Genomic DNA, 26,785 nt, shown 5'->3' with positions numbered 1-26,785 from the left:
CCGTCCGGTGGAAGGCACCGGCGGTGACTACGATGGGCCAGCCGGTGGCCGAAGGGGCCGCTCGGCGAACCGAACCCTCGGGAAGGCCATGCTGAACAAGTACGCGCGTGCATTCTTCACGCGTGTCCTCACACCGTTCGCCGCTCTGCTGCTCCGCCTCGGGGTCAGCCCCGATGCGGTCACTCTCGTCGGCACGGCCGGAGTGATGGCGGGTGCGCTGGTCTTTTTCCCCATGGGGGAGTTCTTCTGGGGCACGATCGTCATCACGGTCTTCGTCTTCTCCGACCTCGTCGACGGCAACATGGCGCGGCAGGCCGGGATCTCCAGCCGGTGGGGCGCGTTCCTCGACTCGACGCTGGACCGGGTCGCCGACGGGGCGATCTTCGCCGGATTCGCCCTCTGGTACGCGGGCAGCGGCGACGACAACATCCTGTGCGCCGTCGCGATCTTCTGCCTGGCCAGCGGCCAGGTGGTCTCGTACACCAAGGCACGCGGCGAGTCGATCGGCCTGCCGGTCGCGGTCAACGGCCTCGTGGAGCGCGCCGAGCGCCTGGTGATCTCGCTGGTCGCCGCCGGCCTCGCCGGACTGCACACGTTCGGCGTCCCCGGTATCGACGTCCTGCTGCCGATCGCCCTGTGGATCGTCGCCGCGGGCAGCCTGGTGACGCTGATCCAGCGCATGGTGACCGTACGCCGCGAATCCGCCGAGGCGGACGCCGCCGCGGGGTCGACCGGAGCGGACCCGTCCGCCGCCGGTTCCGCAGGTCAGGCCGGTCAGGGGAGCGGGGGCGACCGGTGAGCGCCGACGCGTCCGCCCTGAAGGGGCGGCTCACCGACGGGCTGTACGGACTGGGCTGGGGTGCCGTCAAGAAGCTGCCCGAACCCGCCGCCGCCCGGCTCTTCCGCACTATCGCCGACCAGGTGTGGAAGCGGCGCGGCAAGAGCGTGCTGCGCCTGGAGTCGAACCTGGCCCGGGTCGTCCCCGACGCCGGTCCGGAGCGGCTGGCGGAGCTGTCGCGGGCCGGGATGCGCTCCTACATGCGCTACTGGATGGAGTCCTTCCGGCTGCCCACCTGGAGCCCGGAGCGCATCAAGGACAGCACCGACATCGCCGACGTCCACCATCTGACCGAGGGCCTGGACGCCGGGAAGGGCGTGATCATCGCCCTGCCGCACCTGGCCAACTGGGACCTCGCCGGCGCCTGGGTCACCACCGACCTGAAGATCCCCTTCACCACCGTCGCCGAGCGTCTGGAGCCCGCGACGCTCTACGACCGGTTCGTCGCCTACCGCGAGGGCCTGGGCATGGAGGTCCTGCCGCACAGCGGCGGCGCCGCCTTCGGCACCCTGGCCCGGCGGCTTCGCGCGGGCGGCCTGATCTGCCTGGTGGCGGACCGGGACCTGTCCGCGTCCGGCGCCGAGGTGTCGTTCTTCGGCGCCACCGCACGCATGCCCGCGGGCCCGGCGCTGCTCGCCCTGCAGACCGGCGCGCTGCTGATGCCGGTGACCCTCTGGTACGACGGCACGTCGGTGATGAAGGGGCGCATCCACCCGGCGGTCGAGGTGCCGGAAGAGGGCAACCGCGCCGAGAAGACCTCCGCCATGACCCAGGCACTGGCCGACGCCTTCGCCGGCGGCATCGCCGAGCACCCGGAGGACTGGCACATGCTCCAGCGGCTCTGGCTGGACGACCTGGACTCCCGGGGGGAACCCACGTGAAGATCGGCATCGTCTGCCCGTACTCCTGGGACGTACCGGGCGGCGTCCAGTTCCACATCCGGGACCTGGCCGAACACCTGATCCGGCTCGGCCACGAGGTCTCCGTCCTCGCCCCCGCCGACGACGAGACCCCGCTGCCGCCCTACGTCGTCTCGGCGGGCCGGGCCGTCCCCGTCCCGTACAACGGCTCCGTCGCCCGGCTGAACTTCGGCTTCCTGTCGGCGGCCCGGGTACGGCGCTGGCTGCACGACGGCACCTTCGACGTCATCCACATCCACGAGCCGACGTCCCCGTCGCTGGGTCTGCTGGCCTGCTGGGCGGCGCAGGGGCCGATCGTGGCCACCTTCCACACCTCCAACCCGCGCTCCCGGGCGATGATCGCCGCGTACCCGATCCTCCAGCCCGCGCTGGAGAAGATCAGCGCCCGGATCGCGGTCAGCGAGTACGCCCGGCGCACCCTGGTCGAGCACCTCGGCGGGGACGCCGTCGTCATCCCCAACGGCGTCGACGTCGGCTTCTTCGCCAAGGCCGAACCGAAGGCCGAATGGCAGGGCGGGACCCTCGGCTTCATCGGCCGCATCGACGAACCCCGCAAGGGTCTGCCCGTCCTGATGAGGGCGCTGCCCGCGATCCTCGCCGCCCACCCCGGGTCCCGGCTGCTGGTCGCCGGGCGCGGCGACGAGGAGGAGGCGGTGGCCACCCTGCCCCAGGAGCTGCGCGAGCGCGTCGAGTTCCTCGGCATGGTCAGCGACGAGGACAAGGCCCGGCTGCTGCGCAGCGTCGATGTGTACGTGGCCCCCAACACCGGCGGGGAGAGCTTCGGCATCATCCTGGTCGAGGCGCTGTCGGCCGGTGCTCCGGTGCTGGCGAGCGACCTGGACGCCTTCGCGCAGGTCCTGGACCAGGGCGCGGCGGGCGACCTGTTCGCGAACGAGGACGCCGACGCGCTGGCCGCCGCCGCGATCCGGCTGCTGGGCGACCCGGAGCGCCGGGCCGGACTGCGCGAGCGCGGCGAGGCCCACGTACGGCGCTTCGACTGGGCGACGGTGGGGGCCGACATCCTCGCGGTGTACGAGACGGTGACCGACGGGGCCGCCTCGGTCGCGGCGGACGAACGCTCCGGGCTGCGGGCCCGGTTCGGGCTGGCCCGGGACTGAGCCCGGGGGCCTCCTGTTGAAGCGGGGGCCCCCGGCGACGGTAGCGTGTGGGCCCGTGACCGTAACCCTCATCGTCTGGATCGTCGTCGCCCTCATCGCGGTCGGCGTGTACCTCAGCTGGACCGCCGGCCGGCTCGACCGCCTGCACTCCCGGATCGACGCCGCCCGCGCGGCCCTCGACGCCCAACTGCTGCGCCGCGCCTCGGTGACCCAGGAGCTGGCCACCTCCGGCGTCCTGGACCCGGCCGCCTCGATCGTCCTGTACGAGGCCGCGCACGCCGCCCGGCAGGCAGAGGAGGACCACCGCGAGGTCGCCGAGAGCGAACTGAGCACCGCCCTGCGCGCCGTCTTCGGCGAACCGGCCCAGGTCGACGCGGTGAAGGAGATCCCCGGCGGCGAGGAGGCGGCCACCGAACTGGCCGCCGCCGTACGCCGCGTCCCCATGGCCCGGCGCTTCCACAACGACTCCGTACGCGCCGCCCGCGCGCTGCGCCGGCACCGTACCGTCCGGCTCTTCCGGCTGGCCGGGCACGCGCCGTTCCCGCTGGCCTTCGAGATGGACGACGCACCGCCGGTGGCCCTCGCGGACCGCCCCGGCACCTGAGCCGGGGATCGATCCAGCGATCGAGCCGGGATCGCTTCAGGGCCAAAATGATCCACGGCCTGTCCATTGGCCCTTGCTGTGGACTGGTCCCGGGGCGTTTGCTCGGCTCTGCAGTATCCAGCGTCTTTCACCGAGTGAGGTCCCGTGTCCACGCTTCCCAGCACCCCGCAGTCCGCCGAGTACCCCGCCACCGGCACCGCCCGCGTCAAGCGCGGCATGGCCGAGCAGCTCAAGGGCGGCGTGATCATGGACGTCGTCGACGCCGAACAGGCGAAGATCGCCGAGGACGCGGGCGCCGTCGCCGTCATGGCCCTGGAGCGGGTCCCGGCCGACATCCGCAAGGACGGCGGCGTGGCCCGGATGTCCGATCCCAACATGATCGAGGAGATCATCGGGGCCGTCTCCATCCCCGTCATGGCCAAGTCCCGCATCGGTCACTTCGTCGAGGCCCAGGTGCTTCAGTCCCTCGGCGTCGACTACATCGACGAGTCCGAGGTCCTCACCCCGGCCGACGAGGTCAACCACAGCGACAAGTTCGCCTTCACGACCCCCTTCGTCTGCGGTGCCACCAACCTGGGCGAGGCCCTGCGCCGTATCGCCGAGGGCGCGGCGATGATCCGCTCGAAGGGCGAGGCCGGCACCGGCAACGTCGTCGAGGCGGTCCGCCACCTGCGCCAGATCAAGAACGAGATCGCCCGGCTGCGCGGCTTCGACAACAACGAGCTGTACGCCGCCGCCAAGGACCTCCGCGCCCCCTACGAGCTGGTCAAGGAGGTCGCGGAGCTCGGCAGGCTGCCCGTCGTGCTGTTCTCCGCCGGTGGCGTCGCCACCCCGGCCGACGCGGCGCTGATGCGCCAGCTGGGCGCCGAGGGCGTCTTCGTCGGGTCCGGCATCTTCAAGTCCGGCGACCCGGCCAAGCGCGCCGCCGCCATCGTGAAGGCCACCACCTTCTACGACGACCCGAAGGTCATCGCGGACGCCTCCCGCAACCTGGGCGAAGCCATGGTCGGCATCAACTGCGACACGCTGCCCGAGTCCGAGCGCTACGCCAACCGCGGCTGGTAACCACTGATGAGCGACACGCCTGTGATCGGCGTCCTGGCTCTCCAGGGCGACGTACGGGAGCATCTGATCGCCCTGGCCTCGGCGGACGCCCTGGCCAGGCCGGTCCGGCGCCCCGAGGAACTCGCCGAGGTGGACGGCCTGGTCATCCCGGGCGGCGAGTCCACCACCATGTCCAAGCTGGCCGTGCTCTTCGGCATGATGGAGCCGCTCCGCGAGCGGGTCCGGGCCGGGATGCCGGTCTACGGCACATGCGCCGGAATGATCCTGCTGGCCGAGAAGATCCTCGACCCCCGCTCGGGCCAGGAGACCGTCGGCGGCATCGACATGATCGTGCGCCGCAACGCCTTCGGCCGGCAGAACGAGTCGTTCGAGGCCGCGGTCGAGGTCGGCGGCGTCGAAGGCGGCCCGGTGGACGGTGTGTTCATCCGCGCGCCGTGGGTCGAGTCCGTCGGGGCCGGGACCGAGGTCATCGCCGAACACGGCGGGCATATCGTCGCCGTCCGGCAGAAAAACGCCCTCGCCACCTCGTTCCATCCCGAACTGACCGGCGACCATCGCGTACACGCTCTGTTCGTGGACATGGTGCGCGCGGTGAACTGAGCGGACCCCGGTAGGATCTCTCGGGTTCGACTCGATTTTGGTGACGCGAAGGAGAAGGCAGATGTCCGGCCACTCTAAATGGGCTACGACGAAGCACAAGAAGGCCGTGATTGACGCCAAGCGCGGCAAGCTCTTCGCGAAGCTGATCAAGAACATCGAGGTCGCGGCGCGCTCCGGCGGCGTGGACCCCGACGGCAACCCCACGCTCGTCGACGCCATTCAGAAGGCCAAGAAGAGCTCCGTCCCGAACAAGAACATCGACTCCGCGGTCAAGCGCGGTGGCGGTCTCGAAGCGGGCGGCGCCGACTACGAGACGATCATGTACGAGGGGTACGGCCCCAACGGTGTCGCGGTGCTCATCGAGTGCCTCACCGACAACCGCAACCGTGCCGCGTCCGACGTACGTGTCGCGATGACCCGCAACGGCGGCTCCATGGCCGACCCGGGATCCGTCTCGTACCTGTTCAACCGCAAGGGCGTCGTGATCGTGCCCAAGGGCGAGCTGACCGAGGACGACGTCCTCGGCGCGGTCCTCGACGCGGGCGCCGAGGAGGTCAACGACCTCGGCGAGACCTTCGAGGTGGTCAGCGAGGCCACCGACATGGTCGCGGTGCGCACCGCGCTCCAGGCGGCGGGCATCGACTACGACTCCGCCGAGGCCAACTTCCTCCCGACCATGCAGGTCGAGCTGGACGAAGAGGGCGCCCGCAAGATCTTCAAGCTCATCGACGCGCTGGAGGACAGCGACGACGTGCAGAACGTCTTCGCCAACTTCGACGTGTCCGACGAGGTCATGGAGAAGGTCGACGCCTGACGGCACGGCCGACAGGGCGGACACGGCCCCTGTGCGACGGGCCGACGGGGTACTCCCCGTCGGCCCGTCGTCCTGCGGTTGCGACGGATTGTCAGTGCGAGCCGATAGCCTGCGGGAACAGATGATCGAGCGGGCGCGGCGCGTTCCGGTGGCGGGCTGAGGACAGGGGGCTCCATGCGGGTTCTGGGCGTTGACCCGGGGCTGACCCGGTGCGGCGTAGGCGTGGTCGAAGGAGTCGCGGGAAGACCCCTGACCATGATCGGCGTCGGCGTCGTGCGCACCTCCTCCGACGCCGAGCTCGCCGACCGGCTCCTCGCCGTCGAGCGCGGCATCGAGCAGTGGCTCGACGAACACTCCCCGGGATTCGTCGCGGTCGAGCGCGTCTTCGCCCAGCACAACGTCCGCACCGTGATGGGCACCGCCCAGGCCAGCGCGGTCGCCATGCTCTGCGCGGCCCGCCGCGGCATCCCCGTCGCCCTGCACACCCCCAGCGAGGTCAAGGCGGCTGTCACCGGATCCGGCCGCGCCGACAAGGACCAGGTGGGAGCCATGGTGACCCGGCTGCTGAGACTGGACGCCCCGCCCAAGCCCGCCGACGCCGCCGACGCCCTGGCCCTGGCCATCTGCCACATCTGGCGCGCCCCCGCGCAGAACCGGCTCCAGCAGGCCGTCGCCGCCCACCGCACGTCCGGTGCCTCCCGCACGCCCGGGGCGGCCGGCGCCTCCCGCCCGCCCGGGGCTCCCGGCACGTCCCGCTCGTTGAAAGGCCGCACCGCATGATCGCCTTCGTCTCCGGCCCGGTGGCCGCCCTCGCCCCGACCACGGCCGTCATCGAGGTCGGTGGCATCGGCATGGCGGTCCAGTGCACCCCGCACACCCTCGCCGACCTGCGCGTCGGCAAGGAGGCCCGGCTCGCCACCTCGCTGGTCGTCCGCGAGGACTCCCTCACCCTGTACGGCTTCCGGGACGACGACGAGCGGCAGGTGTTCGAGCTCCTCCAGACCGCCAGCGGCGTCGGGCCCCGTCTCGCCCAGGCGATGCTCGCCACCCACAGTCCCGACGCCCTGCGCCTCGCGGTCTCCACCGGCGACGAGAAGGCGCTGACCGCCGTCTCCGGCATCGGCAAGAAGGGTGCGCAGAAGCTGCTCCTGGAGCTCAAGGACCGGCTCGGCGAACCGGTCGGCGCGCACATCGGCCAGCAGGGCGTCGGCGTCCCCGTCACCTCCGGCTGGCGTGACCAGCTCCAGGCCGCCCTGATCGGCCTCGGGTACGCGAGCCGCGAGGCCGACGAAGCTGTCAACGCCGTCGCCCCGCAGGCCGAGGCCGCCGTCGCCGAAGGCACCGCACCCCCCGTGCCGCAGCTGCTGCGGGCCGCCCTGCAGACTCTCAACCGCGCACGCTGACCTGCACCGAACGACCGAAGAGGCCCTTGATGAACTGGGACGAGACCGGACCCGAGACCGACGAGCCGACCGGCCCGGTCCTCGACGACCGGCTGGTCGACGCCGGCCATCTCGACGGCGAGGACACCGCGGTCGAGGCGGCGCTGCGCCCCAAGGACCTGGAGGAGTTCGTCGGCCAGGAGAAGGTCCGCGAACAGCTCGACCTGGTCCTCAAGGCCGCCCGCGCCCGCGGCGCCACCGCCGACCACGTACTCCTCTCCGGCGCCCCCGGCCTCGGCAAGACCACTCTTTCGATGATCATCGCGGCGGAGATGAACGCCCCGATCAGGATCACCTCGGGCCCCGCCATCCAGCACGCCGGCGACCTCGCGGCGATCCTCTCCTCCCTCCAGGAGGGCGAGGTCCTCTTCCTCGACGAGATCCACCGCATGTCCCGGCCCGCCGAGGAGATGCTCTACATGGCGATGGAGGACTTCCGGGTCGACGTCATCGTCGGCAAGGGCCCCGGCGCCACCGCCATCCCGCTCGAACTGCCCCCCTTCACCCTGGTCGGGGCCACCACGCGGGCCGGGCTGCTCCCGCCTCCGCTGCGCGACCGCTTCGGCTTCACCGGGCACATGGAGTTCTACGCCCCCGCCGAGCTGGAGCGCGTCATCCACCGCTCCGCCCGTCTCCTGGACGTCGGCATCGACGTGGAGGGCGCCGCCGAGATCGCCGGACGCTCCCGCGGCACCCCCCGTATCGCCAACCGCCTGCTGCGCCGCGTCCGCGACTACGCCCAGGTCAAGGCGGAGGGCACGGTCGACCGGGAGATCGCGATGGCCGCCCTCAAGGTGTACGAGGTTGACGCCCGTGGACTCGATCGGCTGGACCGTGCCGTCCTCGGAGCCCTGCTGAAGCTCTTCGGTGGCGGCCCGGTGGGCCTGTCCACGCTGGCGGTCGCGGTGGGGGAGGAGCGGGAGACCGTCGAGGAGGTCGCCGAGCCCTTCCTCGTACGGGAAGGACTGCTGGCCAGGACCCCGCGAGGCCGCGTCGCCACCCCGGCGGCCTGGGCGCATCTGGGACTGATCCCGCCGCAGCACGGAGCAAAGGGACAACAGGGCCTGTTCGGGGCGTGATGGGTCACAGGTTCGCGTGCACAGGAACCCGGGTGCCATGCTGGGCGTTGTTCCATCGATGCGGACTCGCTTAGACTCCGCCGATGCCGCCCTTACCGGTCGGTGTACCCACCCCCGTATATCAGGCCGCATTCCAGCGCGGTCGTGCGAAGGAATTCCCGTCCCGTGGATATCTTGACTCTCCTCCCCTTCATCGTGCTCATCGGGGCCATGTTCCTGATGACCCGCTCCGCCAAGAAGAAGCAGGCGGCGGCCGCGCAGATGCGCAACGACATGCAGCCCGGCACCGGCGTCCGGACGATCGGGGGCATGTACGCCACCGTCAAGGAAGTCCACGACGACACCGTTCTCCTCGAGATCGCTCCCGGCGTGCACGCCATCTACGCGAAGAACTCCATCGGCGCAGTCCTGGACGACGCGGAGTACAACCGCATCGTGCACGGTGACGACCAGGAGCTGGACGCGGACGGCACCGTCGTTCCCGACGACGCCTCCTCGCTGACCGGTGAGTCCGACGACGCCCAGGTCGCCAAGATCGACCTGGCCAAGGACGACGCGGCCGACGGCGCCGAGCCCGAAGACGCTGCGGTCAAGGACGCCAAGGACGCCAAGGACCTCAAGGACGAGAGCAAGACCGACGGCGAAGCCGACTCCAAGTAGTTCTCACGATCCCGGGGACGTCGCGCGCCCACCGGCGCGCGGCGTCCCCGGGACCGTGCGGTCGTCTGCGGGGGCAGGGTCCCCACTACACTTCGTGGCCGCTCGGGCGCGTACCCGGCGCGGGGCGGTTGGACAGGGAGAAACGAGAAGGTGGCAGCACCCAAGAAGGGCCGAGGGCCGTCCGGCGGTCAGGGCAGGCCGGGGCGTGCCCTGGCTCTGATCCTCATCGCCATGGTCGCGCTCACCGGCGGGATGTTCCTGTCCGGGCACACCACGCCCCGGCTGGGCATCGACCTGGCCGGCGGGACGTCGATCACCCTGGAGGCACAGAACCAGCCCGGCAAGCCGAACGCGATCAACCCGACCAACATGAACACCGCGGTCGGAATCATCGAGCGGCGTGTCAACGGTCTGGGCGTCTCCGAGGCCGAGGTCCAGACCCAGGGCTCCAAGAACATCATCGTCAACATCCCTAAGGGGACGAACTCCAAGCAGGCCCAGGAGCAGGTCGGCACCACCGCCCAGCTCTACTTCCGGCCTGTTCTGACGGTTCAGGCGAGCGGCCCCGAGCAGCCCACACCCTCCGGCTCCGGGACTCCCTCGGGCAGCGCGACCCCGAAGCCCGGCGAGTCCGCCGAAGGCGCGGACAAGCCCAAGGGCGAGGAGGCCACCGGTTCGGAGGCCACCCCCTCGGCGGGCGCCACCACCCAGGGCCGCGCGGTCACCGGCGCCCTGACGAAGGACGACCCGACCCCCGGCGCCTCCGACAAGCCGAAGCCGTCCGATTCCCCCGGGGCGACGCCCCCTGCGGACCCGGCGACGGCCAAGCTCCAGGAGGAGTTCGCCAAGCTCGACTGCACCGACCCCAAGCAGCGCTCGGAGGCCGGCAAGAACGCCAAGCCCACCGACTCGATCGTCGCCTGCGGCTCGAACGTTCCGGGCAGCTACGAGAAGTACGTGCTCGGCCCGGCCGAGGTCTCCGGCAGCGACGTCGACGACGCCAAGGGCGCCATCGAGCAGCAGACCGGCGAGTGGATCGTGTCGATGGAGTTCACCTCCGCCGGCGCCAAGAAGTTCCAGACGATCACCAGCCGGCTCTCGCAGCAGCAGCCGCCGATGAACCAGTTCGCGATCGTCCTCGACGGTGAGGTCGTCTCCGCTCCCTCGGTGCGCACGGCGCTCAGCAAGAACGCCCAGATCTCCGGCAGCTTCGACCAGCAGTCCGCCGAGGACCTCGGCAACATCCTGTCGTACGGTGCGCTTCCGCTGACCTTCGAGGAGGTGAGCGTCACCACGGTGACCGCAGCCCTCGGCGACGAGCAGCTCAAGGCGGGTCTGATCGCCGGTGCGATCGGTCTGGCGCTGGTCGTGATCTATCTGGTCGCCTACTACCGGGGGCTGGCGTTCATCGCGCTGCTGAGCCTCTTGGTCTCGGGCATCCTGACGTACACGATCATGGCCCTACTGGGCCCGGCCATCGGCTTCGCGCTGAACCTCCCGGCGGTCTGCGGTGCCATCGTCGCGATCGGTATCACAGCGGACTCGTTCATCGTGTACTTCGAACGTGTCAGAGACGAGATCCGCGAGGGACGCACGCTGCGCCCGGCCATCGAGCGCGCCTGGCCACGTGCCCGGCGCACCATCCTGGTCTCCGACTTCGTGTCGTTCCTGTCCGCGGTCGTCCTCTTCATCGTCACCGTCGGCAAGGTGCAGGGCTTCGCCTTCACGCTCGGCCTCACCACCCTTCTCGACGTCGTCGTGGTGTTCCTCTTCACCAAGCCACTGATGACGCTCATGGGCCGGACGAAGTTCTTCTCCAAGGGCGGTCCGTGGTCCGGGCTGGACCCGAAGCGGCTCGGCGCCCAGCCGCCGTTGCGCCGCTCGCGCGGTGTCAACGCCCCCACCGAACCGAAGGAGGCGTGAGATGTCGCGACTCGGCAATCTCGGCGCCCGGCTCTACCGCGGCGAGATCGGCTACGACTTCATCCGTAACCGCAAGATCTGGTACGGCATCTCGATCCTGATCACCATCACGGCCATCATCGGCGTGGCGGTCGGCGGCCTCCGCATGGGAATCGAGTTCAAGGGCGGCGCGGTCTTCACGACCGACACCAAGGCCCAGATCTCGACTTCCCAGGCCACGGACGTGGCGACCGAGGCCTCCGGCCACCTGGCGATCGTCCAGGAGCTCGGCAACGGCGGCCTGCGCATCCAGATCACCGAGGTCGACACCGCCAAGGCCAACGAGATCAAGGAGACGCTCTCCGACGAGCTCGGCATCCCCGCCAACGACATCAACGCGGACCTGGTCGGCCCCAGCTGGGGCGAGCAGATCGCCAACAAGGCGTGGACCGGCCTCGGGGTCTTCATGATCCTGGTGGTGATCTATCTGGCCATCGCCTTCGAGTGGCGGATGGCCGTCGCCGCCCTCATCGCGCTGATCCACGACATCACCATCACGGTCGGCGTCTACGCCCTGGTCGGCTTCGAGGTCACCCCGGGCACGGTGATCGGTCTGCTGACCATTCTCGGATACTCCCTGTACGACACGGTGGTGGTCTTCGACAGCCTCAAGGAGGGCCAGAAGGACATCACCAAGCAGACCCGCTTCACGTACAGCGAGATCGCCAACCGGTCGATCAACAGCACGCTCGTCCGCTCCATCAACACCACCGTGGTGGCGCTCCTGCCGGTGGCCGGTCTGCTGTTCATCGGCGGTGGCGTCCTCGGCGCGGGCATGCTGAACGACATCTCGCTGTCGCTGTTCGTCGGTCTCGCCGCAGGCGCCTACTCCTCGATCTTCATCGCCACGCCGCTCGTCGCCGACCTCAAGGAACGCGAGCCGCAGATGAAGGCGCTGAAGAAGCGGATCCTCGCCAAGCGGGCCGCCGCGGCCGCCAAGGGCGAGTCCCCCGACGACGGCCCCGAGGACCTGCGGGACGACATCGAGACGGCGGGCACGACGATCGGCCGCCCCCGGTCGCACGGCCGCACCCCCGGGAAGCGCTGAGCGATGACGAGCACCACCGAATCCCTCAGGGAGCTGCTGCTCAGCCGGATCCGCGATGTCGCGGACTACCCGAAGCCGGGCGTGATGTTCAAGGACATCACCCCGCTGCTCGCGGACCCGGTGGCCTTCACGGCGCTCACCGACGCCCTCGCGGAGCTGTGCGTACGGCACGGCGCCACGAAGATCGTCGGCCTGGAGGCACGCGGCTTCATCCTGGCCGCGCCCGTCGCGGTCCGGGCGGGCATCGGGTTCATCCCGGTCCGCAAGGCCGGGAAGCTTCCCGGCGCCACGCTGAGCCAGTCCTACGAGCTGGAGTACGGCAGCGCCGAGATCGAGATCCACGCCGAGGACCTCGACGCGGAGGACCGGGTCATGATCATCGACGACGTCCTGGCCACCGGCGGCACCGCCGAGGCCTCGCTGGAGCTCATCCGGCGGGCCGGCGCCCAGGTCGCGGGCGTCGCGGTCCTCATGGAGCTCGGCTTCCTCGAGGGTCGGGCCCGCCTGGAGCCGGGCCTCGCAGGCGCACCGATGGAGGCCCTGATCACGGTCTGATCCGCCGGCCGCCGTCCTGGGACGGACACCGAGCACGGGAGATGGGCATCCGGGAACACCGGGTGCCCATCCCTCGTTGCGCGGGCTCCCACCGTTCCCCGGGCGAGGTCCCGCCGGGGGATCGATACCATGGGCTTTCCGGGTACCCCGGATCCGCACGAGGAGCGCTCTTGCCAGACGAGGCCCAGTCAGCCGCCGCCCCGCAGCCCGACAAGCCCGTGGCGGCCCCCGCCACGCCGGGAAAGGCCGCGCCCTCGAACGCGCCGGAGCCCGCGCCCGCCGAGTCCGCCGCCGATGCCGCGCGCCCCCCGGCCGCCGTCCCCGCGAAGCCCGCGGCCCCCGAGGCGCCGCCGAATCCGGCCGGGACGACGGGCCCGGCGCAGCCGCCGGCCAGGAAGCCGGACGCCGCCGCGCCCAAGCCCCCGCCCCCCGGGCCCCCCGCGAAGGCCGGGGCCACCGCCGGGTCCGCCTCCCGCACCGGAGGCTCCTCCAACCGCGTGCGAGCCCGCCTCGCCCGACTGGGCGTACAGCGCTCCAGTCCGTACAACCCGGTCCTGGAACCCCTCCTGCGTACGGTCCGGGGCAACGACCCCAAGATCGAGACGGCCACGCTCCGCCAGATCGAGAAGGCCTACCAGGTCGCCGAGCGCTGGCACCGGGGCCAGAAGCGCAAGAGCGGCGACCCCTACATCACCCACCCGCTGGCCGTCACCACGATCCTCGCCGAGCTCGGCATGGACCCGGCGACGCTGATGGCGGGCCTGCTGCACGACACCGTCGAGGACACCGAGTACGGCCTGGACACCCTGCGGCGCGACTTCGGCGACCAGGTCGCCCTGCTCGTCGACGGCGTCACCAAGCTCGACAAGGTCAAGTTCGGCGAGGCCGCGCAGGCCGAGACCGTACGCAAGATGGTCGTGGCCATGGCCAAGGACCCCCGGGTCCTGGTCATCAAGCTCGCCGACCGCCTGCACAACATGCGCACCATGCGTTACCTCAAGCGGGAGAAACAGGAGAAGAAGGCCCGCGAGACGCTGGAGATCTACGCCCCGCTGGCGCACCGGCTGGGCATGAACACCATCAAGTGGGAGCTGGAGGACCTCGCCTTCGCGATCCTCTACCCCAAGATGTACGACGAGATCGTCCGGCTCGTCGCCGAGCGTGCCCCCAAACGCGACGAATACCTCGCCATAGTGACCGACGAGGTCCAGGCCGACCTGCGCGCCGCCCGCATCAAGGCCACGGTCACCGGCCGCCCCAAGCACTACTACAGCGTCTACCAGAAGATGATCGTGCGAGGCCGCGACTTCGCCGAGATCTACGACCTGGTGGGCATCCGTGTCCTCGTCGACACGGTCCGCGACTGCTACGCGGCGCTCGGCACCGTCCACGCCCGGTGGAACCCGGTGCCCGGGCGGTTCAAGGACTACATCGCGATGCCCAAGTTCAACATGTACCAGTCGCTGCACACCACGGTGATCGGTCCCAGCGGCAAGCCCGTCGAGCTCCAGATCCGCACCTTCGACATGCACCGCCGCGCCGAGTACGGCATCGCCGCCCACTGGAAGTACAAGCAGGAGGCCGTCGCGGGCGCCTCCAAGGTGCGTACCGACGTACCCAAGAACACCGGGCGCGGCCAGGACACCGTCAACGACATGGCGTGGCTGCGCCAGCTCCTGGACTGGCAGAAGGAGACCGAGGACCCCAGCGAGTTCCTGGAGTCCCTGCGCTTCGACCTCTCCCGCAACGAGGTCTTCGTCTTCACGCCGAAGGGCGACGTGATAGCGCTGCCGGCCGGCGCGACCCCCGTCGACTTCGCGTACGCCGTCCACACCGAGGTCGGCCACCGGACGATAGGAGCACGCGTCAACGGGCGGCTCGTTCCGCTCGAATCGACGCTCGACAACGGCGACCTGGTCGAGGTCTTCACCTCCAAGGCGGCCGGCGCCGGACCCTCCCGGGACTGGCTCGGCTTCGTCAAGTCGCCGCGCGCCCGCAACAAGATCCGCGCCTGGTTCTCCAAGGAGCGCCGCGACGAGGCCATCGAGCAGGGCAAGGACTCCATCGCGCGCGCCATGCGCAAGCAGAACCTGCCGATCCAGCGCATCCTGACCGGCGACTCCCTGGTCACCCTCGCCCACGAGATGCGCTACCCCGACATCTCCTCGCTGTACGCGGCGATCGGCGAGGGCCATGTCGCGGCGGCGGGCGTCGTGCAGAAGCTGGTACAGGCTCTCGGCGGCCACGACGAGGCCAACGAGGACCTCGCCGAGTCCACTCCGCCCTCGCACGGCGGTCGCAGCAAGCGCCGCGCGAACGCGGACCCCGGCGTCGTCGTCAAGGGCGTCGAGGACGTCTGGGTCAAGCTGGCCCGCTGCTGTACGCCCGTCCCCGGTGACCCGATCATCGGTTTCGTCACCCGGGGCAGCGGCGTCTCCGTGCACCGTGCCGACTGCGTCAACGTGGAGTCGCTCTCGCAGCAGCCCGAACGGATCCTGGAGGTCGAGTGGGCGCCCACCCAGTCCTCCGTCTTCCTGGTCGCCATCCAGGTCGAGGCGCTGGACCGCTCCCGGCTGCTCTCCGACGTCACCCGGATCCTCTCCGACCAGCACGTCAACATCCTGTCGGCGGCCGTCCAGACGTCCCGCGACCGGGTGGCCACCTCGCGCTTCACCTTCGAGATGGGCGACCCCAAGCACCTGGGCCACGTCCTGAAGGCCGTACGCGGCGTGGAGGGCGTCTACGACGTCTACCGGGTCACCTCGGCCCGCAGGCCGTAGCAGCCGTACGAGGAGGGGCCCCGATACACGACGTGTATCGGGGCCCCTCCTCGTACAGGAGAACGGAAGGCGTCAGCCGCCGAACTCCTCCAGGCCCTTCAGCGCCTGGTCCAGCAGCGCCTGGCGGCCCTCCAGCTCCTTGGCCAGCTTGTCCGCGCGGGCGTTGTTGCCCTGGGTGCGCGCGGTATCGATCTGGCCGCGCAGTTTGTCCACGGCGGCCTGGAGCTGACCGGTCAGACCCGCGGCGCGGGCCCGCGCCTCCGGGTTCGTCCGGCGCCACTCGGACTCCTCGGACTCCTGGAGCGCCCGCTCCACCGCCTGCACCCGGCCCTCGACCTTCGGGCGGGCGTCACGCGGTACGTGGCCGATGGCCTCCCAGCGCTCGTTGATGGACCGGAACGCGGCGCGGGCCGCCTTGAGGTCCTTCACCGGCACCAGCTTCTCGGCCTCCGCGGCGAGCTCCTCCTTCAGCTTGAGGTTCTCGTCCTGCTCGGCGTCCCGCTCCGCGAAGACCTCGCTGCGGGCGGCGAAGAAGACGTCCTGGGCGCCGCGGAAACGGTTCCACAGGTCGTCCTCGGACTCGCGCTGGGCGCGGCCCGCCGCCTTCCACTCGGTCATCAGATCGCGGTAGCGCGCGGCCGTGGTCACCCAGTCCGTGGAGCCGGACAGCGCCTCGGCCTCGGTGACCAGCTTCTCCTTCGCCTTGCGGGCGTCCTCGCGCTGGGCGTCCAGCGCGGCGAAGTGGGCCTTGCGCCGCTTGGAGAACGCCGAGCGGGCGTGCGAGAAGCGGTGCCACAGCTCGTCGTCCGACTTACGGTCGAGGCGGGGGAGACCCTTCCAGGTGTCCACCAGCGCCCGCAGCCGCTCGCCCGCGGAGCGCCACTGCTCGCTCTGCGCCAGCTCCTCCGCCTCGGCGACCAGCGCCTCTTTGGCGTGCTTGGCCTCGTCGGTCTGCTTGGCCTTGAGGACCTTGCGCTCCTCGCGGCGCGCCTCGACCGTCGCGACGAGTGCGTCCAGCCGCTTGCGCAGCGCGTCGAGGTCGCCCACCGCGTGGTGCTCGTCGACCTGCTGCCGCAGGTGGTCGATGGCCGTCGTCGCGTCCTTTGCCGACAGATCGGTGGTCTTCACCCGCCGTTCGAGGAGGCCGATCTCGACCACAATGCCGTCGTACTTGCGCTCGAAATAAGCCAGAGCCTCCTCGGGCGAACCGGCCTGCCACGATCCGACGACCTGCTCGCCCTCGGCCGTACGCACGTACACGGTGCCCGTCTCATCGACGCGGCCCCACGGGTCGCTGCTCACAGCGCCTCCTCCACCTGATGCCTGCGAGGGGGTTCGCCCCCCGGGCATCGTCCACAGTTTCCTGGGGCGGGCATCGCCCGCCCTGCACAACGCCAATCTAGGCGACCGGCCACCCGGCTGTCCGCACTCAGCGCGGCTGAAATTCTTCGCTCCGGCCACCGGCAGCGCTCAGCTCCGCCGGTGGCCGGGCTCTGTCCCGCCGGTGGCCGCCCGGCCGGTCGTCGTCCTGTCGGTTCCGTCCCGCCGGTTCAGCCCTTCTCGACCGAGGCCTTCTCGACCGTCACGGCCTTCTTCGGGGCGCCGTCGCCCGCACCGCCCTCGACGCCGGCCTCGCCGACCTTCTGGACGGCCTTCAGCGAGGCGTCGTCCATCGTGCCGAACGGGGTGTAGGTGGGCGGGAGCTTCGTCTCCTTGTAGACCAGGAAGTACTGGCTGCCACCGGAGTTCGGCTGACCGGTATTGGCCATCGCCACCGTGCCCGGCGGGTAGACGACCGTGCCGTCGCCGCCCACCTTGCCGAGCGCGTCCAGGTTCTCGTCCGGGATGTTGTAGCCCGGACCGCCCGTGCCGTCGCCCTTCGGGTCGCCGCACTGGAGCACGAAGATGCCCTGTGTGGTCAGCCGGTGGCACTTGGTGTCGTCGAAGTAGCCCTTGTCGGCGAGCGCCTTGAAGGAGTTCACCGTCTGCGGAGTCTTCGCCGCGTCCATCGAGAACGCCACGTCGCCCTGGCTCGTCGTGAGCGACATCGTGTACGTGGCCTTCTTGTCGATCTTCATCGGTGGCGTGGGAGCCTTGCTCTCGCTCTCCGAGGGCTTTGGAGCGGGGCTCTGGCTCGACGCCGCGTCGTTCTTCTTGTCCTTGTCGCCGTCCTTGCCCGCCACGACGAACGCGCTCACGCCCACGACGGCGACCACGGCCACCGAGGCCGCGACGATCGCGGTGATGCGCCTCGTCCTGCTGCGGGCCTCCTCCCGGCGCTTCTGCTGGCGCTCGAACTTTTCCCGGGCGAGCTGCCGCCGCCGCTGTTCGCTGCTGGACACCGGTTGGGCTCCTTGTTACGTCGTGAGATGAGGGCCTGAGTTGCCCGTACCGTATATGGGTTACCTGTGGCATGAGGAGCGCCGGTAGGCTCTGATCCGCCGCATCCTTCGCCGTTGCCGCATCCTCCGGACGAACATTAAGGACGATCGTGCTCATTGCCGGGTTCCCCGCCGGGGCCTGGGGGACCAATTGCTATCTGGTCGCCCCCGCCGCCGGTGAGGAGTGCGTGATCATCGACCCGGGCCATCAGGCCGCCCAGGGCGTCGAGGAAACGCTGAAGAAGCATCGGCTCAAGCCCGTCGCCGTCGTCCTCACCCACGGCCATATCGACCACGTCGCCTCGGTCGTCCCCGTCTGCGGCGCCCATGACGTTCCCGCCTGGATCCATCCCCAGGACCGCTACATGATGAGCGACCCGGAGAAGGCGCTCGGCCGCTCGATCGGGATGCCGCTCATGGGCGAGCTGACCGTGGGGGAGCCGGACGACGTCAAGGAACTGACCGACGGCTCGAAGCTGACCCTGGCCGGTCTGGAGTTCGGCGTCTCGCACGCGCCCGGCCATACCAAGGGGTCGGTGACGTTCGGGATGCCCGAGGCCGCGGACATTCCGCCGGTCCTCTTCTCGGGCGACCTGCTCTTCGCCGGCTCCGTCGGACGCACCGACCTGCCCGGCGGCGACCACGCCGAGCTGCTCGAGTCGCTGGCCCGTGTGTGCCTGCCGCTCGGCGACTCGACCGTGGTGCTGTCCGGCCACGGCCCCCAGACGACCATCGGCCGTGAGCGCGCCTCCAACCCGTTCCTGAACGGTCTGGACGCGGCGCCGCGCCGAGGAATGTAGACGAGAGACGTAATCGTGAGCACCTTTCAGGCCCCCAAGGGCACGTACGACCTGACCCCGCCCCGTTCCGCGACGTTCCTCGCCGTGCGCGAGGCCATCGCGGCCCCGCTGCGCGACTCGGGTTACGGCTACATCGAGACGCCCGGCTTCGAGAACGTCGAGCTCTTCGCACGCGGTGTCGGTGAGTCCACCGACATCGTCACCAAGGAGATGTACACCCTCACCACCAAGGGCGGCTCCCAGCTGGCCCTGCGCCCCGAGGGCACCGCGTCCGTGCTTCGCGCCGCCCTGGAGGCCAACCTTCACAAGGCGGGCAACCTCCCCGTCAAGCTCTGGTACTCCGGCTCGTACTACCGCTACGAGCGCCCGCAGGCGGGCCGCTACCGCCACTTCTCGCAGGTCGGCGCCGAGGCCATCGGCACCGAGGACCCGGTCCTGGACGCCGAGCTGATCATCCTCGCCGATCAGGCGTACCGCTCGCTGGGCCTGCGCCGGTTCCGCATCCTGCTGAACTCGCTGGGCGACAAGGAGTGCCGCCCGGTCTACCGCGTGGCGCTCCAGACCTTCCTGCGGGACCTGGATCTCGACGAGGAGACCCGCCGCCGCATCGAGATCAACCCGCTGCGCGTCCTGGACGACAAGCGGACCGACGTACAGAAGCAGCTCACGGACGCCCCGAAACTCCGCGACTACCTCTGCGACGCGTGCAGGGCGTACCACGAAGAGGTCCGGGCGCTCCTCACGGCCGCCGGGGTGGCCTACGAGGATGACGAGAAGCTGGTGCGCGGACTCGACTACTACACCCGTACGACCTTCGAGTTCGTCCACGACGGTCTCGGCTCCCAGTCCGCGGTGGGCGGCGGCGGTCGCTACGACGGACTGTCCGAGATGATCGGCGGCCCCGAGCTGCCGTCCGTCGGCTGGGCGCTCGGTGTCGACCGCACGGTCCTCGCACTGGAGGCCGAGGGCATCGAGCTCGACCTGCCCCGCACCACCAGCGTGTACGCGGTCCCGCTCGGCGAGGAGGCCCGCCGGGTGCTGTTCGGCGTCGTCACCGAACTGCGCCGCGCGGGGATCGCCGCCGACTTCGCGTTCGGCGGCCGCGGCCTGAAGGGCGCGATGAAGAGCGCCAACCGCTCGGGCGCGCGCTACACCCTGGTCGCGGGCGAGCGCGATCTCGCCGACGGCGTCGTCCAGCTCAAGGACATGGAGTCGGGCGAGCAGGGCCCGGTGGAGCTGGCCGAGGTCGCGGCGGAGCTGACGAAGCGCCTCGGCTGACCGGGGCGTGAGCGGGACGCGGGCGGTGGACTTCAGGTCCTGCCGCCCGCGCCTTCTCGTTCGGCGTCAACTCGGCGGGCGTGGATTCATCCTGGCCGGTGACCCCGACTTGGTGCCGCCCGCGCGGTCTGCTTGGCCGGACCGGTGCCGGGGGCGCGTACATCTTCCGTCGTCCTGGCCCCGCCGCCCCGGAGTCCGCCCGGGAGGAGCGCTCATGGACGCACACCTTTATGTCCATCGAACGGTTGACCTGTACGGGGGTGCGGCACAATGACCTTGCCCGGCTGACCACTCGGTGACGGAACGGCGATATGACGACTGCAGCGGTAGACCACGATCTCTCATCCGATCAGGACGAGGGTGGCCGCAAGCGCACCTTCGGGGCCGGACGCGGTCTCGCCCTGCTCCTGGTCATCACCGGAGCGGCCGGACTGCTGGCCGCCTGGGTCATCACGATCGACAAGTTCAAGCTGCTGGAGGACCCCTCCTTCACCCCCGGGTGCAGCCTCAACCCCGTCGTCGCGTGCGGCAACATCATGAAGAGCGAACAGGCCTCCGTGTTCGGGTTCCCCAACCCGATGCTGGGCCTCGTCACGTACGGCATGGTCATCGCGATCGGGATGGGGCTCCTCGCCGGCGCGCGCTTCCGCAGCTGGTTCTGGCTCGGGCTGAACGCCGGGACGCTGTTCGGCGTCGGCTTCTGCACCTGGCTCCAGTACCAGTCGCTGTACAGCATCAACTCGCTCTGCCTGTGGTGCTGCCTGGCCTGGGTCGCCACCATCGTCATGTTCTGCTACGTGACCACGCACAACGTCAAGCACCGCATCCTCCCGGCCCCGGCCTGGCTGCGCAGCGGCCTCACCGAGTTCCCCTGGGTGCTGCCGGTGATGTGGATCGGGATCATCGGCATGCTGATCCTGACCCGCTGGTGGGACTTCTGGACCAGCTGAGCACCTCCGGCTCACCGCGGGTCACCTCCGGATATCCGGAGGTGACCCGCGGTGCTGTCAGTGGGGTCGCATAGGCTTCATGACGTGGAGCCCGACCTCTTTACCGCAGCCGCCGAAGACCGCCAGGAGAAGGACCCGTCCAGCAGCCCCCTCGCTGTCCGGATGCGTCCCCGTGTCCTCGACGAGGTCGTCGGCCAGCAGCATCTGCTGAAGCCGGGCTCGCCGTTGCGCCGCCTCGTCGAGGGGAGCGGCGGCCCGGCCGGCGCGTCCTCGGTCATCCTGTGGGGCCCGCCCGGCACCGGCAAGACGACCCTGGCGTACGTGGTCAGCAAGGCGACCAACAAGCGCTTCGTCGAGCTCTCCGCGATCACCGCGGGCGTCAAGGAGGTCCGGGCCGTCATCGAGAGCGCGCGCCGCGCCACCGGCGGCTTCGGCAAGGAGACCGTCCTCTTCCTGGACGAGATCCACCGCTTCTCCAAGGCCCAGCAGGACTCCCTGCTCCCCGCCGTGGAGAACCGCTGGGTGACCCTCATCGCCGCCACCACGGAGAATCCGTACTTCTCGATCATCTCCCCGCTGCTCTCGCGTTCCCTGCTGCTGACCCTGGAGCCGCTGACCGACGACGACCTGCGCTCCCTGCTGCGCCGGGCGCTGACCGATGAGCGGGGTCTGGGCGGGGCGGTCACCCTGCCCGAGGACGCCGAGGCGCATCTGCTGCGCATCGCGGGCGGCGACGCGCGCAGGGCCCTGACGGCGCTGGAGGCCGCGGCGGGCGCGGCCATCGTCACGGGCGAGGCGGAGATCACCCTGGAGACGGTGGAGGCGACCGTCGACCGCGCCGCGGTGAAGTACGACCGTGACGGCGACCAGCACTACGACGTCGCCAGCGCGCTCATCAAGTCGATCCGCGGCTCCGACGTGGACGCCGCTCTGCATTACCTGGCCCGGATGATCGAGGCGGGGGAGGACCCGCGGTTCATCGCCCGCCGACTGATGATCTCGGCCAGCGAGGACATCGGCCTGGCCGATCCCACCGCGCTGCCGACCGCCGTGGCCGCCGCCCAGGCGGTGGCGATGATCGGATTCCCGGAGGCGGCGCTCACCCTCAGCCACGCCACCATCGCACTGGCGCTCGCCCCCAAGTCCAACGCGGCGACCCTGGCGATCTCCGCCGCGCGGGAGGACGTGCGCAAGGGGCTCGCGGGACCCGTCCCGGCCCATCTGCGCGACGGCCACTACAAGGGTGCCGCCAAGCTCGGCCATGCTCAGGGTTACGTGTATCCGCACGACGTGCAGGGCGGCATCGCCGCCCAGCAGTACGCCCCGGACGCGGTCCGCGACCGGCAGTACTACACCCCGACCCGCTACGGCGCCGAGGCGCGGTACGCGGACGTCGTCGAGCGCGTCCGCGAGCGTCTGGGTCGTCCCGGCGAGAGCGCGGAGCCGTCGTAGGGGTACTCGGCCGCCGGATCAGGAGGCGGCCGCCTCGAAGAGCGTGTGCATGGCGCGGCGCAGCTCGGTGACGTCGCGGACCGGCTCCGGGAACTCGAAGCGGGCGTCGAAGCAGGAACCCCGGCCCTCGACGAAGCGGACCCGCAGCCCGAAGCGGTCCAGGGCGACGGGCACGGCGGTGGGCTGGTGGGAGGAGCAGGCGCGGGCGGTGCGCTCGCCCAGCAGACCGCACAGGGTGCGCATCTGCTCGTCGTGGGCGGAGTGCAGATGCTGGAGCAGCTCCGGCTCGTGGAAGACCAGCGGGTCGGGAGCCGCGTCCCGGAAGTCCTCCGGCTCGATGTCCTCGGCGCCCCAGAGGTCGTCCACGTACGCCTCGCCGAACTCCAGGCGCAGCATCATCCGGCCGGGCTCGGCCAGGCCGGGTACGGAGGTGAGCCAGCCGGAGACCCACGCGCGGCCGCGGATCCGGTGGGGTACGGAGACCGGAGCGACGTCCGTGATCTCCAGCACGGCGGTCAGCTCGTCGCCCTGAGCGTGCGTCGCGGCCCGGACAGCCGGGGAATCCGCGGGGAATTCGAGGAACAGGTCGCCCTCGGGGCCCACGCTCCTCCTGTCCGGGATCAGGGGTTCGGCGCGGGCCAGATCGAGCCCCGGTACGACGAGCAGCGCGGAGCAGGTACTCTGTACGAGAGTTCGTGTGCGCTCGGCTGCTGACGGCATCCGAGTGTTTTCAAGCCCGCTGGGACGCGGCTGACCACGATCAGATCGGCCTTCCGTCGTAGCAGCACCTTCTGGTGTGCTGCCGCTGTCTGTGCTGTCCGTGACGTGAGTGGTGTTCCCAGGGCGAGACATGCGATCTCCTTGAGTAAGGTAAACCTAACCTAACCCACAACGGAGGTCTGGAGAACGTGCCTAACCAGTCGCGTCCCAAGGTCAAGAAGTCGCGTGCCCTCGGCATCGCTCTGACGCCCAAGGCTGTCAAGTACTTCGAGGCTCGTCCGTACCCGCCGGGCGAGCACGGCCGTGGCCGCAAGCAGAACTCGGACTACAAGGTCCGTCTGCTGGAGAAGCAGCGCCTGCGTGCGCAGTACGACATCAGCGAGCGCCAGATGGCGCGTGCCTACGACCGTGCCAAGAAGGCCGAAGGCAAGACGGGCGAGGCGCTGGTCGTCGAGCTCGAGCGCCGCCTCGACGCCCTGGTCCTGCGTTCGGGCATCGCCCGCACCATCTACCAGGCCCGTCAGATGGTCGTCCACGGCCACATCGAGGTCAACGGTGGCAAGGTCGACAAGCCGTCCTTCCGCGTGCGCCCCGACGACGTCGTCCAGGTCCGCGAGCGCAGCCGCACCAAGGTCCCCTTCCAGGTGGCCCGCGAGGGTGGCTACGACACCGACGGTGAGACCCCGCGCTACCTCCAGGTGAACCTGAAGGCCCTGGCCTTCCGCCTGGACCGGGACCCGAACCGCAAGGAGATCCCGGTGATCTGCGACGAGCAGCTCGTCGTCGAGTACTACGCCCGCTGATCCAGGTGTAGCCGCTCTCACCAGCGCTCCGGCCCGTCCCTCCCTGTCATCCGGGAGGCGGCGGGCCTTCGCGTTCCCCCGGGCCCGCCCGCCGTCTGCGCACCGCCCGCGCCCGGTCCGTCCATCGCCGCGGCCGGTCCGCCGCCGACCAGGGCCCGGTCGACCGCGGCGCCCGGATCCAGCCGCCGGCCCGCCCGCAGCCTTTCCTCGTACGCCGCGTTCCCCAACTCCCGGCGCGCCCGCTCCTCGCACTCCGCCCGCGGCCGCCCGTAGAACGCCGAGCCGAACAGCCGCAGACCCACCGACGGCCAGATGCTCTCCGCCGCGCCCTGGAGCACGGCGGCCTCCCCGGCGTCGCCCTCCACCGCCGTCACCAGGGCCAGCAACTCCAGTGACAGCACCGTGCCCAGCAGGTCGTTGAACGTCCGGCCGATCGCCAGGCACTCCCCGAGCATCTCCCGTGCCCGGGCCGGCCGCCCCAGCCGCAGCGTCGCGTACGCCAGGACGTACAGCGCGTACGCCAGCGCCCACCGTTCCCCGTGGTCCTCGCAGACCTCCCGGACCTCGTCGCAGATCGCCGCAGCCGCGTCCAGATCGCCGAGGAACGCCACCGCCATGGCCAGTTCCACCTGCGCCATCAGCACATTGCTGTTCAGCTCGCCGACCTCGCGGTAGCGGCCGAGGGCGTCGCGGAGCAGTTCCTCGGCGCGCGGCATGTCGTCCGTCACGATCGCGAGGCACCCCGTGCGGTGCACCGCGTACGCCAGTGCCGTCGCGTCCCCGGAGCGCTCGGCCTCCTCCCGGCACTCCTGGAGCGCCGAGACCGCGCCGACCGGGTCACCCTGCAGCACGGCCACATAGCCCAGCACCCACAGCACCTTCAGCCGTGCGGCGTCGTGCGGGGTGGGTTCCTCCAGGACGTGGTCCAGCCAGTGCCGCCCCTCGGACAGCCGTCCGCAACCGGCCCAGTAGAACCACAGCGTGCCCGCCAGATACTGCGCCAGATGCACCTCGTCGGGGCTCTCCATCGAACACTCCATCGCCCGGCGGAGATTGGGCAGCTCGCTGTCGATCCGCGCCGCCACCTCCGCCTGGCGCGGACTGAACCAGTCCAGCTCGCACCAGGTCGCGAGCCCCAGGAACCAGTCCCGGTGCCGCCGCCGCAGCCGCGGGGTGTCCCCGGCGGCGGCCAGCCACTGCGCCCCGTACTCGCTGACCGTGTCCAGCATCCGGTAGCGGGCGCCGGTCGGGCCGTCCTCGCGCTCCACCACCGACTGGGCGAGCAGTTCGTCCAGCACATCGAGCACCGAGTCGGCCGGGAGATCCGCCCCGCCGCAGACGTACTCGGCGGCCTCCAGGTCGAACTGCCCCGCGAACACGGAGAGCCGCGCCCACAGCAGCCGTTGCTCGGGCGTGCACAGCTCATGGCTCCAGCCGATCGCCGTGCGCAGCGTCTGGTGGCGGGGCGGTGCGCCGCGACGGCCCCCGGTCAGCAGCCGGAACCGGTCGCCCAGGCGCAGGAGTATCTGTTCCACCGAGAGTGCGCGCAGCCGCCCGGCCGCCAGTTCGAGGGCCAGTGGAATCCCGTCGAGGCGGCGGCAGAGCTCCAGCACCGCCGCCTGCTCGCCCGCCGTCGGCTCCCAGCCCGGCCGCACCCCGCGCGCCCGCTCGGTGAAGAGCTCCACGGCGTTCCCGTCGGACATCGGGGCGAGCGGAAACGTCCGTTCCCCGTCGACCCGGAGGGGGCAGCGTCCGGCCGCGAGCACCTGGAGGCGCGGGGCGCGGCGCAGGAGTTCGGTGACGAGGTCGGCGCAGGCGTCGACGAGGTGCTCGAAGCCGTCGATCACCAGCAGCGTCCGGCGCTCGGAGAGGTGTTCGACGAGGACGGCGCGCGGCGGCCTGCTCGTGTGATCGGTCAGGCCCAGGGCGTCGATCAGGGCGTGTTCCAGCAGGTCGGGATGGCGGACGGCGGACAGCTCGGCCAGCAGGACCCCGTCGCAGTACCGTTTCTCCCGAAGCGCGGCGACCCGGATGACGCACCGCGTCTTGCCCACGCCCGCCACTCCGGCGACGGTGACGAGCCTGGACTCCTCCAGCAGCACGCCCAGTTCGGCCAGTTCGTCCTCGCGCCCCACGAACGGGTTCAGTTCGGCCGGGAGACCGCCGGGCGCCGCCGCGGGGCGGGCGTCCGGATCGTCGGAATTCGGGCAGGGGCCTTGCAGGCGTCGCATAAAACACGGAGCGTACTGGCTTGAAAGCTCTCCGTACAATCTCGTTATGGCAACTCCCGCCCGGCCCGCGGAGAATGCGGTAGGGGAGGAGATGTACGGCGCGATAGGCTCGTGTGACGACGATCGGGCGCGCGGGCCGGGGCCCGGACGCGACCGACGGAGACAAGGCCCGGCAGGGCCCGAGCGACGAACAGAGAGCGGTGCACAGTGTCCGGTGGAGAGGTGGCCGGGATCCTCGTGGCCGTCTTCTGGGCCATCCTGGTCTCGTTCCTCGCCGTGGTGCTGGTGAGGCTCGCCCAGACGCTCAGGGCGACCACCAAACTCGTGGCGGACGTGACCGACCAGGCCGTTCCGCTCCTGGCCGACGCATCGGCGACGGTGCGCTCCGCGCAGACCCAGCTGGACAAGGTCGACGCCATCGCGAGCGACGTCCAAGAGGTCACCTCCAATGCCTCCGCCCTCTCCACCACCGTCGCCTCCACTTTCGGCGGCCCCCTCGTCAAGGTCGCCGCGTTCGGCTACGGCGTGCGGCAGGCGCTGGGCCGTCGCACCGTACCCGAGCCCGAACCGGAACCGGCGCGGGGCCGCGGCTCCGCCCGGCGTACGGTGATCGTCGGCCGGACCGTACCCTCGGCGCGCGGACGCAGGCGCGAACGCCGAAACGCCCGCGGACAGAAGGACTGAT

25 protein-coding genes are annotated in these 26,785 nt (G+C 70.7%); 21 read left to right on the top strand and 4 right to left on the bottom strand.

Annotated elements, in window-relative coordinates:
- Positions 1-88 precede the first annotated feature (88 nt).
- The 15 genes from pgsA (at position 89) to ACZ60Q_RS30045 (ending at position 15,485) form a co-directional block, all read left to right on the top strand.
- Entirely contained in the window at positions 89-799 is a 711-nt protein-coding gene (gene pgsA, locus ACZ60Q_RS30115; protein WP_469640727.1) for a phosphatidylinositol phosphate synthase, read from the top strand.
- Positions 796-1,719 (top strand): phosphatidylinositol mannoside acyltransferase, encoded by a 924-nt coding sequence (locus tag ACZ60Q_RS30110; RefSeq protein ID WP_469640726.1) that lies wholly within the window; start codon positions 796-798, stop codon positions 1,717-1,719. Before pgsA ends, ACZ60Q_RS30110 begins: the two co-directional genes overlap by 4 nt.
- Entirely contained in the window at positions 1,716-2,876 is a 1,161-nt protein-coding gene (locus tag ACZ60Q_RS30105) for a glycosyltransferase family 4 protein (RefSeq protein ID WP_469640725.1), read from the top strand. Before ACZ60Q_RS30110 ends, ACZ60Q_RS30105 begins: the two co-directional genes overlap by 4 nt.
- Before the next feature lie 55 nt (positions 2,877-2,931).
- Positions 2,932-3,480, top strand: coding sequence for a hypothetical protein (locus ACZ60Q_RS30100; protein ID WP_007457915.1), 549 nt, complete (start codon positions 2,932-2,934; stop codon positions 3,478-3,480).
- Positions 3,481-3,624: 144 nt separating this feature from the next.
- Positions 3,625-4,545: a pyridoxal 5'-phosphate synthase lyase subunit PdxS gene (pdxS, locus tag ACZ60Q_RS30095; protein WP_469640724.1), complete on the top strand. Its 921-nt coding sequence runs from the start codon at positions 3,625-3,627 to the stop codon at positions 4,543-4,545.
- A 6-nt stretch (positions 4,546-4,551) separates the two neighbouring features.
- Positions 4,552-5,145 carry a pyridoxal 5'-phosphate synthase glutaminase subunit PdxT gene (gene pdxT, locus ACZ60Q_RS30090; protein WP_469640723.1) on the top strand — a complete coding sequence of 198 codons (594 nt, stop codon included), beginning with the start codon at positions 4,552-4,554 and terminating at the stop codon, positions 5,143-5,145.
- A 61-nt stretch (positions 5,146-5,206) separates the two neighbouring features.
- Positions 5,207-5,959: a YebC/PmpR family DNA-binding transcriptional regulator gene (locus ACZ60Q_RS30085; protein ID WP_469640722.1), complete on the top strand. Its 753-nt coding sequence runs from the start codon at positions 5,207-5,209 to the stop codon at positions 5,957-5,959.
- Between the two features lie 174 nt (positions 5,960-6,133).
- Positions 6,134-6,739, top strand: coding sequence for a crossover junction endodeoxyribonuclease RuvC (ruvC, locus tag ACZ60Q_RS30080; protein WP_469640721.1), 606 nt, complete (start codon positions 6,134-6,136; stop codon positions 6,737-6,739).
- Positions 6,736-7,362, top strand: coding sequence for a Holliday junction branch migration protein RuvA (gene ruvA / locus ACZ60Q_RS30075; protein WP_469640720.1), 627 nt, complete (start codon positions 6,736-6,738; stop codon positions 7,360-7,362). Before ruvC ends, ruvA begins: the two co-directional genes overlap by 4 nt.
- Positions 7,363-7,391: 29 nt before the next feature.
- Entirely contained in the window at positions 7,392-8,480 is a 1,089-nt protein-coding gene (gene ruvB / locus ACZ60Q_RS30070) for a Holliday junction branch migration DNA helicase RuvB (protein WP_469640719.1), read from the top strand.
- Positions 8,481-8,645: 165 nt separating this feature from the next.
- The gene (gene yajC / locus ACZ60Q_RS30065) at positions 8,646-9,140 is read left to right on the top strand and encodes a preprotein translocase subunit YajC (RefSeq protein WP_469640718.1); all 495 of its coding nucleotides are present in this window, start codon (positions 8,646-8,648) and stop codon (positions 9,138-9,140) included.
- A 150-nt stretch (positions 9,141-9,290) separates the two neighbouring features.
- Positions 9,291-11,063: a protein translocase subunit SecD gene (gene secD, locus ACZ60Q_RS30060; RefSeq protein WP_469640717.1), complete on the top strand. Its 1,773-nt coding sequence runs from the start codon at positions 9,291-9,293 to the stop codon at positions 11,061-11,063.
- A 1-nt stretch (position 11,064) separates the two neighbouring features.
- Positions 11,065-12,150: a protein translocase subunit SecF gene (secF, locus tag ACZ60Q_RS30055; protein WP_469640716.1), complete on the top strand. Its 1,086-nt coding sequence runs from the start codon at positions 11,065-11,067 to the stop codon at positions 12,148-12,150.
- Between the two features lie 3 nt (positions 12,151-12,153).
- Positions 12,154-12,705 carry an adenine phosphoribosyltransferase gene (locus tag ACZ60Q_RS30050; protein WP_469640715.1) on the top strand — a complete coding sequence of 184 codons (552 nt, stop codon included), beginning with the start codon at positions 12,154-12,156 and terminating at the stop codon, positions 12,703-12,705.
- 170 nt (positions 12,706-12,875) lie between these two features.
- A complete protein-coding gene (locus ACZ60Q_RS30045) occupies positions 12,876-15,485 on the top strand; it encodes a RelA/SpoT family protein (RefSeq protein ID WP_469640714.1) in 2,610 nt (869 codons plus the stop codon).
- Between the two features lie 72 nt (positions 15,486-15,557).
- On the opposite strand, the gene ACZ60Q_RS30040 is transcribed toward ACZ60Q_RS30045, so the two are convergent.
- Together ACZ60Q_RS30040 and ACZ60Q_RS30035 are read right to left on the bottom strand one after the other, a co-directional pair.
- Positions 15,558-16,787, bottom strand: coding sequence for a DUF349 domain-containing protein (locus tag ACZ60Q_RS30040; protein WP_469640713.1), 1,230 nt, complete (start codon positions 16,785-16,787; stop codon positions 15,558-15,560).
- Positions 16,788-17,035: 248 nt separating this feature from the next.
- On the bottom strand, positions 17,036-17,827 hold the full coding sequence (locus ACZ60Q_RS30035; protein WP_469640712.1) for a peptidylprolyl isomerase: 792 nt from the start codon (positions 17,825-17,827) through the stop codon (positions 17,036-17,038).
- Between the two features lie 149 nt (positions 17,828-17,976).
- Between ACZ60Q_RS30035 and ACZ60Q_RS30030 the strand changes: the two genes are divergently transcribed.
- The 4 genes from ACZ60Q_RS30030 to ACZ60Q_RS30015 all read left to right on the top strand — a co-directional run bounded on the left by ACZ60Q_RS30030 (position 17,977) and on the right by ACZ60Q_RS30015 (position 22,346).
- Positions 17,977-18,666 (top strand): MBL fold metallo-hydrolase, encoded by a 690-nt coding sequence (locus ACZ60Q_RS30030; RefSeq protein ID WP_469640711.1) that lies wholly within the window; start codon positions 17,977-17,979, stop codon positions 18,664-18,666.
- A 15-nt stretch (positions 18,667-18,681) separates the two neighbouring features.
- Positions 18,682-19,944 (top strand): histidine--tRNA ligase, encoded by a 1,263-nt coding sequence (gene hisS / locus ACZ60Q_RS30025; RefSeq protein ID WP_469640710.1) that lies wholly within the window; start codon positions 18,682-18,684, stop codon positions 19,942-19,944.
- Positions 19,945-20,255: 311 nt separating this feature from the next.
- Positions 20,256-20,894, top strand: a complete 639-nt coding sequence (locus ACZ60Q_RS30020) for a vitamin K epoxide reductase family protein (protein ID WP_469640709.1) — start codon at positions 20,256-20,258, stop codon at positions 20,892-20,894.
- A gap of 84 nt (positions 20,895-20,978) precedes the next feature.
- Positions 20,979-22,346: a replication-associated recombination protein A gene (locus ACZ60Q_RS30015; RefSeq protein WP_469640708.1), complete on the top strand. Its 1,368-nt coding sequence runs from the start codon at positions 20,979-20,981 to the stop codon at positions 22,344-22,346.
- An 18-nt stretch (positions 22,347-22,364) separates the two neighbouring features.
- Here ACZ60Q_RS30015 and ACZ60Q_RS30010 read toward each other — a convergent pair whose 3' ends face one another.
- Positions 22,365-23,066 (bottom strand): DUF2470 domain-containing protein, encoded by a 702-nt coding sequence (locus ACZ60Q_RS30010; protein WP_469640707.1) that lies wholly within the window; start codon positions 23,064-23,066, stop codon positions 22,365-22,367.
- 188 nt (positions 23,067-23,254) lie between these two features.
- Between ACZ60Q_RS30010 and rpsD the strand changes: the two genes are divergently transcribed.
- Complete coding sequence (rpsD, locus tag ACZ60Q_RS30005; protein WP_015607373.1) at positions 23,255-23,869, top strand: 30S ribosomal protein S4; 615 nt, start codon at positions 23,255-23,257, stop codon at positions 23,867-23,869.
- A 17-nt stretch (positions 23,870-23,886) separates the two neighbouring features.
- Here rpsD and ACZ60Q_RS30000 read toward each other — a convergent pair whose 3' ends face one another.
- On the bottom strand, positions 23,887-26,100 hold the full coding sequence (locus ACZ60Q_RS30000; RefSeq protein ID WP_469640706.1) for an ATP-binding protein: 2,214 nt from the start codon (positions 26,098-26,100) through the stop codon (positions 23,887-23,889).
- A 222-nt stretch (positions 26,101-26,322) separates the two neighbouring features.
- On the opposite strand from ACZ60Q_RS30000, the gene ACZ60Q_RS29995 reads away from it, so the two are divergent.
- Entirely contained in the window at positions 26,323-26,784 is a 462-nt protein-coding gene (locus ACZ60Q_RS29995; RefSeq protein ID WP_469640705.1) for a DUF948 domain-containing protein, read from the top strand.
- Position 26,785 lies beyond the last annotated feature (1 nt).

The sequence above is a fragment of the Streptomyces sp. NPDC104313 genome, assembly GCF_055583985.1.
This window is presented reverse-complemented; position numbering and strand designations above follow the sequence as displayed.